The following is a 15,797-nucleotide window of genomic DNA, read 5'->3' as shown; positions in this document are numbered from 1 at the left end:
AACCTCTCAGGTGAGACATCAAGGCAACATGCCATTGATCACGCGGCACACCGCACGGGTGGCATCGCCTGCCGGGGCAAGGCGCAGCGACGGCGTCCACTCCCCCAGCAAAATTGAGTTTAAGGCCTTTTCCAGGCCCTCCAGGGTGTCGCAGCGCAGCGCCAGGCCCATCTGCGTGTAATCCGCCTCATCCCTGTAGACCGACAGCGGCAGATGAATCAGCGGCTTGCCCAGCAGGGCGGCTTCGTAGCCCACGGTCGAGGTCATGCAGACCACCGCATCCACGGCATGCAACAGCATGTGCAGCGGCTCTTGCTGGGTGCTGATGCTGACGTTGAGGCCCGGGCGGAAGCCGGTTGCATCCTCGCTCGGATGGGGGCGGACAATCAGATGCCAGTCGGGGCGCCGGGCTGCCAGCCGTGACAACGCCTCGAAGACCCGGCGAGGCAAGCCGGTGTCCCCGGGTTCCCCGGTGATGCGATGGCGTGCCGGCTCGGGCTGGGAAACCCACAAGATCTTCTTCCGTTCGTGCCAGGGCTGCACCGCCAGCCATTGGGCCGCCTGTCGCGCCAGCGCCGGATCCGCCAGGCTGTCAAACGCCGGATTGCCGGTCGCCACCACCTCGTGGGCGGCCCGCCCGGCCGCCAGAAAACGCGCCCGCACATGCTCGTCCAGCACACAGATCCGGTCCGCGTAGCCTGGCTGGCCGATGTACTTCAGTTCTTCCAGGGCAAACAGGTCCACGAGACAAACCGCCGGAATGCCATGCACTCTGGCAGCGCGCAAGGCAGCTGCCTCGGCACGGGGAGAACTCGTCGCAACAACGAGATCGGGCGCCCATTGCTTCAATGCCCGCCCCAGCACCCGGACCGGGTGGAAAGCCGCGCGGCGCCGGTGGGCAAAGGCCTGGCGCGCGCCTTCGAGCCCCAGGTCTTCGACCAGTTCGGCAAACGACAGGCCCAGATAGGCCTCGCTCTCCGCGGTCTCGACGCTGGGATGGGTTTGACCTTCCATCAGCTCGCGGCCCCAGGCCAGCGCCTGGGCATCGGCCCCGGTCACCAGATCGCGAAACCCCTTGCTCTTGATTCCATGGCTCGCCAGGTACTCGCGCGCCGTGGTCAGCGCCAGCACCTCCAGGGTCAGGCGGCCTTCATCGCGCAGCCTGCGGATCACGGGCAGCATCATGCGAACATGGCCGCCTCCATAGGTCACCAACAGGACCTTTGGCGGGGTCACGCAACACCCTCATGCCACAGCGCCAGCGCCACCAGCGCCCGCAGCTCGCGCGTGAAGTTGGCCGTGCCGTCGCGGTGGCCGTCGAGCAGGGCCACCAGGCGGGCGGCTTCAAACAGTTCCCCCAGCAGGGCGCTGCCGGTCAGGGTCTGGCGCAGCCAGCCATGGCTTTCATGGCGGAACCAGTCCCCCACCGGCACGGTGAACATCTGCTTCTTGCGGTGGGCCAGGTCCTCGCCGATCAGCGGCGCGGCGGCCTTCTTGTACCAGTGCTTCTTGTCGCCGCCACTGAGCTTGGTGTTGCCGCGCGAACGGAAGGCAAACTCCATCATCCGCCAGTCCAGGAAAGGGGTGCGGGCCTCGATGCTCACGGCCATGCCCATGCGGTCGGGCTTGACGAGGTTGTTGCCCGACAGCAGCAATTGCATGTCCAGGTACAGCGCCTGGTTGACGCGGTCAAAGTGGCCGGCCTCGTCAAACCAGGGCCTTGCCGCGGCCTCGAAACTGTCAAGGCCCGCCAGTTGCGCGCGCACGGCCGGCCGGTACAGGGCGAGCTTGTCCTGAGGTGAGAACAGCGAGATCGAATCGAAGTAGCTGCGGTGGAACGCGCCATCGTCCAGCGCGTGCACACCGGGGGCGGCAAAGAAGGACGCGTACTTGTCGTAGCCCGCGAACAGCTCGTCGCCACCGTCGCCGGTGAGCACCACCTTCACATGCCTGGCGGCCAGTTCGCTCACGCGCAGCGTGGGCATGAAGGACGCGTCGCCGTGCGGCTGGTCCAGGTGGTGCAGCACCTGCGGCCAGCGGTCCAGCATGTTGAGTTCGGCCATTTCAGTGGTGTGGTCGCAGCCGAAGCGGCGCGCGGCCTCGGCGGCAAAGGCCGACTCGTCATAGCGCGGGTCGGCAAAGCCGATGCAGAAGGTCTTGACCGGCCGGTCCACATGGCGCGCCATCAGGCCCACGATGGTGCTCGAGTCCACGCCTCCTGAAAGAAAGGCGCCCCAGGGCACATCGGCCCGCAGGCGGATACGCGTGGCGTCGTCCAGGATGGCCATGAACTCCGCGGCCCAGTCGTCGTATCGGTGATCGCGTTCCTGCTGATCGGCCAGGCGCCACCAGCGCTCGGTGTGCACACCGCCGCGCGTGAAGCGCAGCCAGGTGCCCGGCATCACATGGCGGATGCCCTGCCAGATGGTCCAGGGCGCGGGGATGTAGTTGAAGCTCAGGTAGTGGTGGATTGCTTCCAAATCGATAGCAGGAGGTGCCCGGCTGGCCTGGACTACAGGCACAATTGCCTTGATTTCCGAGGCAAAGATGGCGCGCTGGCCATCGTCAGCCACATACAGCGGCTTGACGCCGATGCGGTCGCGCACCAGGTACAGCGCGTCTTCCCGCTGGTCGTCAATCGCAATCGCGAACATGCCATTGAGCTTGCTCACGAACGAGATGCCCTCGCGTTCATACAGCCGCAGGATCACCTCGGTGTCCGACGCGGTCTTCAACACCACGCCCTGGCGGCGCAGTTCGTCGGCCAGCTCGATGTAATTGAAGATTTCGCCGTTCTGCACCACCGCCACCTGCCCGTCATCGGACACAAAGGGCTGGTGGCCGCCGCCCAGGTCAATGATGGACAACCGCCGGTTGCCGATGGCCACGCCACGTTGGGGCCGGTGCCAGATGCCTTCGTCGTCGGGCCCGCGGTGCAGCAGGCAAGCCGACATGCCCGCCAGCGCGGCGTCGGGCAGCGCACGGCGCGAACGGTCCCAGTAGCCAAAGATGCCGCACATGGTCAGCTCCCGTCCGCGCGCATCAGTTGCTGCCCTTGCCGCTCAGGCGCGACAGGGTCCAAAGCATGATCTTCAGGTCCAGCCACAGCCCGGCCTCGCGGGTGTAGCGCAGGTCGGCTTCAACCCGCTGCGCCTGGGTGCAGTCGGACCGGTACAGCGCCTGGGCCAGCCCGGTGATGCCCGGGCGCACACTGCAGCGCTGCTGCCACTGCGCCTCGGTGTAGAGCGGGCGCTGCGCCAGCACGTCGGGCCGGGGCCCCACCAGGCTCATGTCACCGCGCAGCACATTGATGAGCTGGGGCAATTCGTCAAGGCTGCTGCGCCGCAGGAAGCGGCCCACGCGCGTGATGCGCGGATCGTTGCTGGCGGTCTGCCAGGGGCCGATGCTGGCCGCATTGACCACCATGCTGCGGAATTTGAGCATGCCAAACTCGCGCCCGCCCCGGCCCACGCGCGGGTGGCGGAACAGCACCGGCCGGCCATCGTCGAGCAGCACGGCAAGGGCCACCAGTGCCAGCACCGGCGCCAGCAGCAGCAGGGCCAGGAACGACACCGTCAGGTCCAGCAGCCGCTTCATTCGCCCGCCACCCCGGCGCCGCCGCGGGCGCTGGCCAGTTCGGTGATGCGCGCCAGCGCCTTGCGGTGGTCGGCCTCGCGCTGGCCGGCGCTTCGGGCGGCCAGGGCCATTTCAGCCTCGCGCAAGGCAGCCACTTCGGATTCAAACGCCGTCGTCGCCTCGCCCCGGTGGAAGGTGCGCGACAGAATGACGGCCTGCGACCCCAGCCGCACATGCTCCGCCAGCACATCGCGCCCAGGCAACAAACCCTCGTCCAGCCGGGCAATGCCCCCAAAACCGAAGCGCAGCCCCTGGCGCCGCGCCGCGGCGGCGACCCGGTCCAGATGGCCGAGCGCCAGCGGCTCGAACATGAAGCGGCAGCCCAGCGAGACGTGCAGGTCGTTCAGGCCCACAAACACCTCCTCCAGGCCTGGTGTGGCGATCCACTGGTCCAGGCTGGCCAGGGCATCCGCCGTTTCGAGCAGCGGCACGATGGGCACCCGCCCGGCCACCAGCCGCGAGAACGCTGCCAGTTCGGCCGCGCAAGTGAACATGGGCAGCATCAGCAGGTCGGCGCCACGGGCCAGCACCGCCTCCACCTCGGCAGCCGTGGCCGGGTTCAGCGGGTTCAGGCGCACCATCAGCCGCGAACGCCGCAGCACCGCCTTGATGCGGGCCACGTCATCCAGCTCGTGGGCGCTGATGAAGGTGTTCATCCCGGCCTGGCGCTCGGCCTTGCCCAACTGCTCCAGATCAACGAACAGGCGCAACCCCTCCAGCGCATCGCAGCGGCGCGCGAAAGCCGGGTCATTGGTGATTTGCAGCAGCTCGATCATGCGAAGAGTGTCGATTATCGCTGCACCGCGGTGCGCTCGCCGGCGCTGCCCCACCACCCGATTGCTATGATTACGATAGCAATGAGTGCGCTCAGGGCAAGGACTCCAGCGATATTTATTGAATCAACCGGAACCGCAAGCGCCGCCAGGGCCAGCAGCGGCAAGGCCGCGGCCGTGAGGCCCATCACGCGCCACGGCACCCAGCCCCGGGCCGCCGGGCCCAGCAGCCCCATGGTCGCCACGGCCACGCCCGCGAGCACACCGTCCAGCAGCCACATCAGGCGCACGCCGTCCCCACCTGCCCAGTGCCCCGCCAACAGCAGCAGCACCAGCGCCACCGCATAGGCGCCCGCCACGGCCTTCATGCGCCCCTGGGTGGCCAGCACGGTCAGCGCCACGGCGATCAGCGCTTGGGGCAACAGGCTCCAGGCGCCCGCCTGGCCCCACAGCCCAATGGCGGCCAGCCCCTGGGCATCCATGCGGCCCCAGCCAAACAGCAGCTGCGCCAGGGCAGGCGCGCCCACCAGCAATGCCGCCGCCGCCGCGCAGGCCAGGGTCCAGGCCAGCGCAAAGGCCCGCCGCACCGGGGCAGAAGGGTCACCCCCGGCCGCAAAGGCCCGGGTGATCACCGGAAACGCCAGACTGGCAGTGAGCTGGATCGCCAACACCAGGGGCAGCTCCACCAGTTTCCACGCGTAGTTGAACAGCGCGAGCGCGCCTTCTCCCGACTGCGAGGCCAGCGAACGCGCCGCGAAGGGCAGCGCCAGCGGCAGGCCGGCCGACAAGGCGGCCCAGACCCACAACGCGGTCGCCGGCAGGGCATGCGGGGCCTCGATCCCCGCCCCCGCTTCGCCGCTGGCGCCTGGCGCCTCTGGCGCCGAAGCCTGCCGACGCAGCCGCCACCCCAACCAGCCGAGACGCAGCCCCATGGCCACCAGCAGTGCCAGCCCCAGCCCGGTCGCGATGGCCGGGCCGGACAGCGCATGGCCGACCCACAGCAGCCCCACGACCAGAACGGCATTCACCACCAGGTTGGCCGCGTACATGCCCACAAAGTCGCGCTCATGCTGCAGCCGCGTGATCCACAGTGCCGCCAGCAGGGCCGCCGGCACCGCGGCGGCGCTCCACCACAGGCCCCGCGCCGCCACTGCGGGCAGCCCGGCCGCCAGCCCGGGGGCCAGCAGGCTCACCAGCGGCTGCGCGGCCAGGCCCACGGCCAGCGCCAGCACCAGGCCGCCCGCAATCAATACCTGGGCCACGCGGCGCTGGGTTGCGGCCTGGGCCTGGGGCCCCTGCCCAGCCCAGTGCGGCAGCAGCACATAGGCCAGAGCCCCACTGGCCACCAGGCCCGTGAGCCAGTCAGGCAGGGTCAGCATCAGCACCGCCAAGTCGCCCGCACCCGAGGCCCCGAATGCCGCGGCCTGCGCGGACTCGCGCAAAAGGCCCAGCACGCGGCTGGCCAGCAGCAGCGCCAGCGAAATCACCCCGGCTTTGAGGAACATGGCGCCGATTATCGAGGGGCGGCCCCGGCACCCCCGGCGCCAAAAAACTAAAATCAGCGGTTCGGGCGAAAAACCGCCTCGCTTTCCACCCTTTTCCCTGCCCTTTCCAAGCCATCGCCCTCACGGGCGGCACCCCATGTCTGAACCAATTACTGCCCCCGCGCCCCAGGACGACAACCAGCTGATCGCCGAGCGCCGCGACAAGCTCAAGGCCATCCGCGAGGCCCAGCATGCGGGCAAGGGCGTGGCCTTCCCCAACGATTTCAAGCCCGAGGGCCGCGCCGCCGCGCTGCTGGCCGCCCACAGTGACAAGACGCCCGAGGCCCTCACCGAGGAAGCCACGGTCACCAGCATTGCCGGGCGCATGATGCTCAAGCGCGTGATGGGCAAGGCCAGCTTTGCCACCCTGCAGGACGCCACCGGCCGCATCCAGATCTACGTGACGCGCGACGATGTGGGCGAGGAAGCCTACGCGGCCTTCAAGCACTGGGACCTGGGCGACATCGTCGGCGCCCGGGGCACGCTGATGAAGACCCGCACCGGCGAGCTGTCGCTCAAGGTTACGCAGCTGCGCCTTTTGACCAAGAGCCTGCGCCCGCTGCCCGACAAGTTCCACGGCATGGCCGACCAGGAGCAGAAATACCGCCAGCGCTACGTCGACCTGATCACCGATGAGACGGCGCGCGACCGCTTCAAGGCCCGCAGCAAGGCGGTGAGCGCGCTGCGCGAGTTCATGGTGGCCCACGACTTTCTCGAGGTCGAGACGCCGATGCTGCACCCCATCCCGGGCGGCGCCAATGCCAAGCCCTTCAGGACGCACCACAACGCGCTGGACCAGGAGATGTTCCTGCGGATCGCGCCCGAGCTGTACCTCAAGCGCCTGATCGTTGGCGGCTTCGAGCGGGTGTTCGAGATCAACCGCAGCTACCGCAACGAAGGCATTTCGGTGCGGCACAACCCCGAGTTCACGATGATGGAGTTCTACGCGGCCTACTGGAACTACCAGGACCTGATGGACTTCACCGAGCAGATCATCCGCACCATCGCCAAGAAGACCACGGGCAGCGAGCAGCTGACCTACCAGGGCAAGGCGGTCGACCTGAGCCAGCCGTTCGAGCGCCTGACGATCCGTGAAGCGATCCAGAAGCACACCGATGCCGGCGCCCATGTCGACGATGCCGCCTGGCTGGTCAATGCCTTGCGCAAGATCGGCCTCAGCGAGGAGAAGGACCGGCTCTCGCAACGCAGCCTGGCCAGCCTGCAGGTGATGTACTTCGAGGAGACGGTGGAGGAAAAGCTCTGGCAGCCCACCTTCATCATGGAGCATCCGACCGAAATCTCGCCGCTGGCGCGCGCCAACGACGAGCGGCCCGAGGTGACCGAGCGCTTCGAGCTCTACATCACGGGCCGCGAGTTCGGCAACGGCTTCTCGGAACTCAACGACGCCGAGGACCAGGCCGCCCGCTTTGCGGCCCAGGTCAGCGCCAAGGACGCGGGCGACGACGAGGCCATGTACCACGACCACGACTTCGTGCGCGCGCTGGAGTACGGCATGCCACCCACCGGCGGCTGCGGCATAGGCATCGACCGGTTCATGATGCTGCTGACCGACAGCCCCAGCATCCGCGACGTGATCCTGTTCCCGGCCCTGCGCCGCGAATCCTGAGCCGGTTTACAAGGCTTTCAGGCCTGGAGTCCAGGCGGGGCGGCCACTCTTTGCTACAAGAAACGTAGCAATTTCAACCACCCGGGCGATCCCTCAGGACAGACAGCTCAGGGCAGGCAGTCGAGCGCCCGCAGGTAGGCGGGCGAGGTCATGAGGGCCTCCCAGCCAGGCGCCGCTGCGGTGGGCAGCAGGTCCAGCCGCCGCTGCTCGCTGGCGCCGCGCGCCTGCCACAGGCCCCTGGCCTGCGCTGCGGCCAGGCCGTCGAGCAAGTCGTCCACGGCCTGCCCGCCCTCCAGCGACTGGTTGCACAGCAGCACGAGGTCGCACCCGGCCTGCAGGGCGGCCACGCCGGCCTCGGTGTAGCTGACCTCGCGGCCGTCGATCAGCCGCGCGCCGGCCATGCTCAGGTCGTCGCTGAAGATGGCGCCCCCAAACCCCAGTTGCCCGCGCAGGATGTCGTTGAGCCAGCGGCTTGAGAAGCCCGCGGGCCGGGCGTCCACTTTGGGGTAGATCACGTGGGCCGGCATCACGCTGCTCAGCGAGGTGTTGAGCCAGCCATAGGGCGCGGCGTCGTCCCCCAGGATGGCCTTGAGGCTGCGCCGGTCGACCGGGATGTCGGTGTGCGAATCGGCCTTGACGAAGCCATGCCCCGGAAAATGCTTGCCACAGTTGGCCATGCCGGCCTGCAGCAGGCCCTGCATCAGGCTCTTGGCCAGCAGCGTCGCGACCCGCGGGTCGCGGTGGAAGGCGCGGTCGCCAATCACGCCGCTGCCCCCATGGTCCAGGTCCAGCACCGGGGTGAAGCTGAAATCCACGCCGCAGGCGCGCAGTTCGGCGCCCAGGACGTAGCCGCAGGCGGTGGCCGCGTTGGTGGCGGCCATGGCGTCGTTCATCCAGAGCTCGCCCAGCGCCTTCATGGGCGGCAGGTGGGTGAAGCCGTCGGTGCGAAAGCGCTGCACGCGCCCGCCTTCATGGTCCACGCAGATCAGCAGGTCAGCGCGCACGGCCTTGATGTCGGCGCACAACGCCGCCAGGTGGGCGCGGTCCAGCCAGTTGCGCGCGAACAGGATGACGCCGCCGGTCAGCGGGTGCCGCAGGCGCCGGCGGTCCAGCGCCGTCAGCGCGGTGCCGGCCACGTCAAGAATCAGGGGAGCATGGGGTGTTGTCATTCAGGCGTCCTTGGTTTCGACCACCACGAAGCTGGCCGCATAGTCGGTCTCGTCGGTCACGCTCACGTGGGCGGTCAGGCCCTGGGCCTCGAACCAGGTCTTCAGGCCCCCGTGCAGCACGATCACGGGCTTGCCGCTGGCCTGCTTGCCAATCTCGCACAGCCGCCAGGTCATGGGCATGCGCATGCCCAGCCCCACGGCCTTGCTGAACGCCTCCTTGGCCGAGAAGCGCGTGGCCAGGTAGCGCACGCCGCGCTCGGGCCAGCGCTGGCCGCGCGCCTGCCAGGTGGCGTATTCGGCCTCGCTGAGGATCTTGAGCGCGAAACGCTCGCCATGGCGCTGCAGCGAGGCGCGGATGCGCCGGACGTCGCAGATGTCGGTGCCGATGCCGTAGATCATTCGCCGGCGGCGGCAATGCAGCGCAGGTAGGCCTTGACGGTGGCGTCATAGCCGGCCTCCAGGGCATCGGACACCAGCGCATGGCCGATCGACACCTCCTGCACGCCGGGCACGGCCTTCAGGAAATCCGTGAGGTTGTCCTGGCTCAGGTCATGGCCCGCGTTGACGCCCAGCCCGGCGTCCAGCGCTGCCTGGGCCGTGGCGGCGAACTCGCGCAGCACGCCGTCCTTGGCGCCGGTCCCGTAGGCGCTGGCGTAGCTTTCGGTGTAGAGCTCGACCCGGTCGGCGCCCAGTGCCTTGACCGCGGCCATGGCCCCGGGTTGCGGGTCCATGAACAGGCTCACGCGCACCCCGAGCGAACGGATCTCGTCAATCACCGGCTTGAGCCGGCCGGCGTCGGCGGGGAACGACCAGCCATGGTCGCTGGTGAGCTGGCCCTCGCTGTCGGGCACCAGCGTGCACTGGTGCGGCCGCAGCTCGCGCACGAAGTCCATCAGGTTGTGAAAAGGGTTGCCCTCGATGTTGAACTCCGCCTGGGGCCAGGACTGAAGCAGCTTGTGCAGCACGTGCACATCCTCGGCCCGGATGTGCCGGGCATCGGGCCGGGGGTGCACGGTGATGCCGTGGGCACCCGCCTGCAGGCACAGCGTGGCCGCGCGCATGACGCTGGGAATGCCCAGGTGCCGGGTATTGCGCACCAGCGCCACCTTGTTGAGATTGACCGAAAGTGCGGTGGTCACGCCCGATCGTTGGCCTGAAGGGGTTTTCATAGCGATTGAAGGTCCATCATCATCTGCCGCGTCCGCAACGTGGCCACCCCGCAATGGTAGTGCAGCAGGGTCCGCAACTGGGGCTTGAGGCCGCCCATCACGTTCATGCAGACCCGCAGCGTGGCGCCAAACGGGGCCGCATCGTCCAGCGCGGCCTGCAGCGACTGCCACTGCGCGCCACTCAGGCTGGCGCGCTCACCGTCACGCGCGTGCAGCAGGCCGCCCTCGGGCACCAGGCTGTAGCTGGCCGCCGGCTGCAGCGGCGCCAGCGTGAGGGTCTGGACATCGAGCACCGGCAGCAGCCCGATCTCGCGCAGCAGCAGCAGCTCGAACGCCCGCAGCGCCGGTTGCAGCAGCTCGCCATGCGAGGAGGCCAGCAGTTCCACCATGGCGGCGTAGGCGTCGAACAGGCCGGCGTGCGGGTCGTCGCGCGCGAGCAGGCGCAGCAGCAGCTCATTGAGGTAGTAGCCCGACAGCAGGCCGTCGCCCGTGGGCATGACGTGGCCGCCCACCCATTCGGCGCCCTTGAGCATGCGGATCTCGGCGTCGCCGCCAAAGCCCACGCGCAACGGCTGCAGGGGCAGCAGCACGGGCCGGAAATTGGAGCTGGGCTTCTTGGCGCCCCGCGCCACCAGGGCCACGCGGCCATGGTGGCGCGTGAACACCTCAAGGATCAGGCTGGATTCGCTCCAGTCATAGCGGTGCAGCACATAGGCCGGCTCATCGGCGATGCGGCGCATCAGGCCCCCGACCGGCCACCGGGCCGCACGCCGTCACTCATAGCCGAATGATTTCACCCGCGCTTCATCGTCGGCCCAGCCGGAACGCACCTTGACCCAGAGCTCCAGGAACACCTTGGCGCCCATGAGCTTCTCCATTTCCTGGCGGGCCTCGGTGCCGATGCGCTTGAGCCGCTCGCCACCCTCGCCGATCACCATGGCCTTGTGGCCGTCGCGCTCGACCACGATGGTCGCGGCAATGCGGATCATGCGGCCATGCTTGGGGCTGGGCTCTTCCTCGAACTTGTCGACCACCACCGTGGAGGTGTAGGGCAGCTCGTCGCCGGTGAAGCGGAACAGCTTTTCGCGCACGGTCTCGCTCGCCAGGAACTTCTCGGAGCGGTCGGTGAGCTCGTCCTCGGCATACCACCAGGGCTGCTCGGGCAGGAATTTTTCGCAGATGTCGAACAGCCGTCCGATGTCCTTGGCGTTCTTGGCCGACATCGGCACGAACTCGGTGAACGGGTGGCGCTCCTGCATGTCGCGCAGCCAGGGCGCCAGCTCGGAGCGGCGGTGCACCTGGTCCAGCTTGTTGGCCACCAGCAGCGCGGGTATCTCGGGCTTGAGCAGCGACAGCACCTTGGCGTCGCCCAGCGTGAAGTTCCCGGCCTCGACCACGAACAGCACCAGGTCCACATCGCCAATGGCGCCCATCACGGTCTTGTTGAGTGAACGGTTCAGCGCCGTGGCATGCCGGGTCTGGAAGCCCGGCGTGTCGACAAAAATGAACTGCGCCTGCCCGCGGGTGCGGATGCCGGTGATGCGGTGCCGCGTGGTCTGGGCCTTGCGCGAGGTGATGCTGATTTTCTGCCCCACCAGGGCATTGAGCAGCGTGGACTTGCCCACGTTGGGCTTGCCCACGATGGCGATCACGCCGCAGCGCTGGCCAACGGCCGCGGCGGCCGTCTGCGCGGCGGCCAGGAGCCCGTCCGCTGGCCCGGCTTCAGCCCCTGACTCGCCACTAGCGCTTGCTGCACGGGCATCAGGTGCTTCTTTTTTTGTAGCATTCATCACTTCATTTTCGCTTTCAGGGCCAGCAGCATCGCCGCGGCGGCGGCCTGCTCGCCGGAGCGTCGCGAGCCACCGATGCCGCGTTCGGTCGCGCCCAGTTCGGTTATTTCGCATTCCACGTCGAAGGTCTGCTTGTGCGCGGCCCCCAGCGTTGCGGCCACGCGGTACACCGGCAGCTTCATCTTGCGGCCTTGCAGCCATTCCTGCAACTCGGTCTTGGGATCCTTGGCCGCGGCGGGCATCTGCGGGTTGATTTCCACCGCCTGGAAGAGGCGGTGCACCAGCGCTTCCGCGGCGCCATAGCCGGCATCCAGATGGACCGCGCCAATCAGGGCCTCCAGCGCATCGGCGAGGATCGACGGGCGCTTGTGGCCGCCCGAGCGCATCTCGCCCTCGCCCAGGCGGATCACCGCCGGCAGGTCCAGCCCCAGGGCCAGCTGATGCAGGGTTTCCTGCTTGACGAGATTGGCCCGCACCCGCGACAGATCGCCTTCGGGCAGCGCCCGCAGCCGGTCGTACAGCAAGGCCGCCACCGCGAGGTTGAGCACGGCGTCGCCCAGGAATTCGAGGCGCTCGTTGTGGTCGGAGGAAAAGCTGCGGTGAGTCAGCGCGCGCTGCAGCAACAGCGGATCGGTGAACTTGTGCTGCAAGCGCCCTTGCAGTGCTGACAGGCCGCCATCCACGCTATTTGGATTTGCCGGCGTATTTGAGGAGCAGGTACGCGGGACCTGCGAGGTGGATTTCCTTGGTGTAGGCAAAGGACACCACCACCTTGTCACCTTCCTTGGTGATTTCGAGGTCCTTGCCGGTGATCGCCTTGATGTCGTCGATCTGCGCTGCCTTGTCGAAAATGGTCCGCACGTCCAGCGGGGTGCTGCCCGCCTTGGCCTTGTCGGCCGCCTTGAGGATGGCCTGGTACTCCACCGCCGTGGGAAACACCTGGGCGCCGATGACGCCGGCGCAGGCAAGCACGCCCGCGACAAAGATCAGTCCGATGAAGGAAACACCCTGTTGTTTGGATTTGAGCTGAAAATTCATACACCAACCTTTGCAGCAAGAAAGTTTCTATTCGAAAGAGCCAATTCGCTTCAGGTCGCCGAAATTCATCCAGACAAAGAACGCCTTGCCCACGATGTTCCGGTCGGGCACGAAGCCCCAGTAGCGCGAATCCAGCGAATTATCGCGGTTGTCACCCATCATGAAGTAGTGCCCCTCGGGGACCTTGCAGACGACGCCCTCGACACTGTAACGGCAATTCTGCTTGAAGGGAAAGTCATCGGTGCCGGACACGAAGGCCGGGCGGTCCTCGTCATTGAGCAGCCGGTGCCTGTGGCCGCCCAGAACTTCCTCGTAATGCTTGAAGTACCGCATCACGTCGCCATCGAAGAAATCGGGCAGCGCGGTCTTGCTCACGGGCTGGCCGTTGATCGTCAGGCGCTTGTTCAGGTAGGCCACCTCGTCCCCCGGCAGGCCCACCACGCGCTTGATGTAGTCCAGGCTGGGCTTGGGCGGGTAGCGAAACACCATCACGTCGCCGCGCTGGGGAGGAGTGCCCTCGGTGATCTTGGTGTTGATCACCGGCAAGCGGACGCCATAGGTGAATTTGTTGACCAGGATCAGGTCACCCACGCGCAGCGTCGGGATCATCGAACCCGAGGGAATCTTGAACGGCTCGAACAGGAAGGAGCGCAACAGGAACACCACCAGGATCACGGGGAACAGCCCCGCCGTCCAGTCCAGCCACCAGGGCTGCATCAGCAGTCGATCGCGGGCCTCGCTCACATCGTCATCGACCTGGGTGATGCCCTGGGCGGCCAGTTCGGCGCGGCGCTGGGCCACCTGCGCCTGCAGCTGCTCGGCGGCTGCGCGGCGCCGCGGCAGGAAGTACACGCGTTCGGCCAGCCAGTACAGCCCGGTGACCACGGTGGCCAGGAACAGCAGCAACGCAAAGTTGCCCTCCACCGCGCCCAGGTACCAGGCGCCGGCATAGCCGGCAAACGCCGCGAGGATCGCGGCAGTCAGAAACTGCATCATTCTTCCACCTGCAAAATGGCCAAAAAGGCTTCCTGGGGCACTTCCACAGAGCCAATCTGCTTCATGCGTTTCTTGCCAGCCTTCTGTTTTTCCAGAAGCTTGCGCTTGCGTGAGATGTCACCGCCGTAGCATTTTGCCAGCACGTTCTTGCGCAGGGCCTTGATGGTCTCGCGCGCGATGATGTTGGCGCCAATGGCCGCCTGGATGGCCACGTCGAACATCTGGCGGCTGATGATCTCACGCATCTTGGCCACCACCGCGCGGCCCCGGTACTGGGCCTGGGTGCGGTGAACGATGATGGACAGCGCGTCGACCTTCTCGCCGTTGAGCAGGATGTCGACCTTGACCACGTCGGAGGCGCGGTACTCCTTGAACTCGTAGTCCATGCTGGCATAGCCCCGGCTGACGGACTTGAGCTTGTCGAAGAAGTCCAGCACGATCTCGCCCAGCGGCATTTCGTAGGTCAGCATGACCTGCTTGCCGTGGTAGGCCATGTTCATCTGCACGCCACGCTTCTGGTTGGCCAGGGTCATGACCGCGCCCACATAGTCCTGGGGCATGTACAGGTGAACCGTGACGATGGGCTCACGGATTTCCTCGAGCTTGCCCTGGTCGGGGATCTTGGAGGGGTTTTCGACCATCAGCACCTCGCCGTCGGGCTTGACGACCTGGTAGACCACGCTGGGCGCGGTGGTGATCAGGTCCTGGTCGAACTCGCGTTCGAGCCGTTCCTGCACGATCTCCATGTGCAGCAGGCCCAGGAAGCCGCAGCGAAAGCCAAAGCCCAGCGCCTGGGACACCTCGGGTTCGTAGTGCAGCGAAGAGTCGTTGAGCTTGAGCTTCTCCAGCGCATCGCGCAGCGAGTCGTACTGGTTGGCCTCGGTCGGGTACAGGCCGGCGAACACCTGCGGCTGGATTTCCTTGAAGCCCGGCAAGGCCTCGGTCGCGGTGAATGCGGCGCCGCCGGTGCCCGGCTTGATCAGGGTGATGGTGTCACCCACCTTGGCCGCCTGCAGTTCCTTGATGCCGGCAATGATGTAGCCCACCTCGCCGGCCTCCAGCGATTCGCGCGACTCGTTGGCCGGTGTGAAGACGCCCAGGTTGTCGGCGTTGTACATGGCGCCGGTGGCCATCATCTTGAAGCGTTCCCCCTTGGCCAGCCGCCCGTCCACGACCCGCACCAGCATCACCACGCCGACATAGCTGTCAAACCAGCTGTCCACGATCATGGCGCGCAGCGGCCCGGCGGGGTTGCCCTTGGGCGGGGGAATGCGCGCCACCACCGCTTCCAGGATCTCGTCGATGCCCATGCCGGTCTTGGCCGAGCACGCGATCGCGTCGGTCGCGTCAATGCCGATCACGTCCTCGATTTCGGACTTGGCGTTGTCCGGATCGGCGTTGGGCAGGTCCATCTTGTTGAGCACCGGCACCACCTCAACGCCCAGGTCCAGCGCCGTGTAGCAGTTGGCCACCGTCTGGGCCTCGACGCCCTGGCTCGCATCCACCACCAGCAGCGCGCCCTCGCACGCCGACAGCGAACGGGAGACTTCGTAGCTGAAGTCCACATGGCCCGGCGTGTCGATCAGATTGAGGTTGTAGACCACGCCATCCCGCGCCTTGTATTTGAGCGCGGCGGTCTGTGCCTTGATGGTTATCCCACGCTCTTTCTCGATGTCCATCGAATCAAGAACCTGCTCCTGCATCTCGCGGTCGCTCAATCCGCCGCAGCGCTGGATCAGCCGGTCCGCCAACGTCGATTTGCCGTGATCGATGTGCGCAATGATCGAAAAGTTTCTGATGTGATTCATCAACGAGAACGCTTAAGTGATTGAATTAAAACGGCGCGGAAAAGAAAAAAGGGCGCGTCGAGTAGTGACGCGCCCTAAACCAACAATCTATGGCAACTGCGATAGTTGGAGCTTCATTGTAGGCAAAAAGCCCCGAACGTACAGACTCGAAATTCGCAAAACCACGTCGTTGCAGCGCAGCAACAAGAATTTTATACACAGCTTATTAACATTAATCGACGGCAAAACTCTGAACAACTTGTGGGTG

At 66.7% G+C, this 15,797-nt stretch carries 15 protein-coding genes; 1 reads left to right on the top strand and 14 read right to left on the bottom strand.

What is annotated here, in order from left to right; all coding sequences use genetic code 11:
• Positions 1 to 18 precede the first annotated feature (18 nt).
• From KF796_08095 to KF796_08075, 5 genes are read right to left on the bottom strand one after another with little or no spacing between them, the layout of a single operon-like run.
• Positions 19 to 1,185 carry a hypothetical protein gene (locus KF796_08095; protein MBX3586591.1) on the bottom strand — a complete coding sequence of 389 codons (1,167 nt, stop codon included), beginning with the start codon at positions 1,183 to 1,185 and terminating at the stop codon, positions 19 to 21.
• 47 nt (positions 1,186 to 1,232) lie between these two features.
• Complete coding sequence (gene asnB / locus KF796_08090) at positions 1,233 to 3,020, bottom strand: asparagine synthase (glutamine-hydrolyzing) (GenBank protein MBX3586590.1); 1,788 nt, start codon at positions 3,018 to 3,020, stop codon at positions 1,233 to 1,235.
• 22 nt (positions 3,021 to 3,042) lie between these two features.
• The gene (locus KF796_08085; protein ID MBX3586589.1) at positions 3,043 to 3,597 is read right to left on the bottom strand and encodes a sugar transferase; all 555 of its coding nucleotides are present in this window, start codon (positions 3,595 to 3,597) and stop codon (positions 3,043 to 3,045) included.
• On the bottom strand, positions 3,594 to 4,412 hold the full coding sequence (locus tag KF796_08080; protein MBX3586588.1) for an aldolase: 819 nt from the start codon (positions 4,410 to 4,412) through the stop codon (positions 3,594 to 3,596). The genes KF796_08085 and KF796_08080 overlap by 4 nt, the downstream gene beginning before the upstream one ends.
• A 14-nt stretch (positions 4,413 to 4,426) precedes the next feature.
• The gene (locus KF796_08075; protein MBX3586587.1) at positions 4,427 to 5,914 is read right to left on the bottom strand and encodes a hypothetical protein; all 1,488 of its coding nucleotides are present in this window, start codon (positions 5,912 to 5,914) and stop codon (positions 4,427 to 4,429) included.
• Between the two features lie 136 nt (positions 5,915 to 6,050).
• Here KF796_08075 and lysS point away from each other — a divergent pair, with 136 nt between their 5' ends.
• Complete coding sequence (gene lysS, locus KF796_08070) at positions 6,051 to 7,580, top strand: lysine--tRNA ligase (GenBank protein MBX3586586.1); 1,530 nt, start codon at positions 6,051 to 6,053, stop codon at positions 7,578 to 7,580.
• Positions 7,581 to 7,687: 107 nt separating this feature from the next.
• On the opposite strand, the gene nagZ is transcribed toward lysS, so the two are convergent.
• From nagZ to lepA, 9 genes are read right to left on the bottom strand one after another with little or no spacing between them, the layout of a single operon-like run.
• Positions 7,688 to 8,749: a beta-N-acetylhexosaminidase gene (nagZ, locus tag KF796_08065; protein MBX3586585.1), complete on the bottom strand. Its 1,062-nt coding sequence runs from the start codon at positions 8,747 to 8,749 to the stop codon at positions 7,688 to 7,690.
• Entirely contained in the window at positions 8,750 to 9,148 is a 399-nt protein-coding gene (acpS, locus tag KF796_08060; protein ID MBX3586584.1) for a holo-ACP synthase, read from the bottom strand.
• The gene (locus tag KF796_08055) at positions 9,145 to 9,918 is read right to left on the bottom strand and encodes a pyridoxine 5'-phosphate synthase (GenBank protein MBX3586583.1); all 774 of its coding nucleotides are present in this window, start codon (positions 9,916 to 9,918) and stop codon (positions 9,145 to 9,147) included. The genes acpS and KF796_08055 overlap by 4 nt, the downstream gene beginning before the upstream one ends.
• Positions 9,915 to 10,658 (bottom strand): DNA repair protein RecO, encoded by a 744-nt coding sequence (gene recO, locus KF796_08050; protein MBX3586582.1) that lies wholly within the window; start codon positions 10,656 to 10,658, stop codon positions 9,915 to 9,917. Before recO ends, KF796_08055 begins: the two co-directional genes overlap by 4 nt.
• Before the next feature lie 33 nt (positions 10,659 to 10,691).
• Entirely contained in the window at positions 10,692 to 11,708 is a 1,017-nt protein-coding gene (gene era / locus KF796_08045; protein MBX3586581.1) for a GTPase Era, read from the bottom strand.
• Positions 11,708 to 12,391 carry a ribonuclease III gene (rnc, locus tag KF796_08040; protein MBX3586580.1) on the bottom strand — a complete coding sequence of 228 codons (684 nt, stop codon included), beginning with the start codon at positions 12,389 to 12,391 and terminating at the stop codon, positions 11,708 to 11,710. The genes era and rnc overlap by 1 nt, the downstream gene beginning before the upstream one ends.
• A gap of 1 nt (position 12,392) precedes the next feature.
• The gene (locus KF796_08035; GenBank protein MBX3586579.1) at positions 12,393 to 12,746 is read right to left on the bottom strand and encodes a DUF4845 domain-containing protein; all 354 of its coding nucleotides are present in this window, start codon (positions 12,744 to 12,746) and stop codon (positions 12,393 to 12,395) included.
• A 27-nt stretch (positions 12,747 to 12,773) separates the two neighbouring features.
• Entirely contained in the window at positions 12,774 to 13,739 is a 966-nt protein-coding gene (gene lepB, locus KF796_08030) for a signal peptidase I (protein ID MBX3586578.1), read from the bottom strand.
• Entirely contained in the window at positions 13,739 to 15,550 is a 1,812-nt protein-coding gene (gene lepA, locus KF796_08025; GenBank protein ID MBX3586577.1) for a translation elongation factor 4, read from the bottom strand. Before lepA ends, lepB begins: the two co-directional genes overlap by 1 nt.
• Positions 15,551 to 15,797: the final 247 nt, after the last annotated feature.

The sequence above is a fragment of the Ramlibacter sp. genome (assembly GCA_019635435.1).
In the GTDB taxonomy this organism is placed as follows: domain Bacteria; phylum Pseudomonadota; class Gammaproteobacteria; order Burkholderiales; family Burkholderiaceae_C; genus JAHBZM01.
This window is presented reverse-complemented; position numbering and strand designations above follow the sequence as displayed.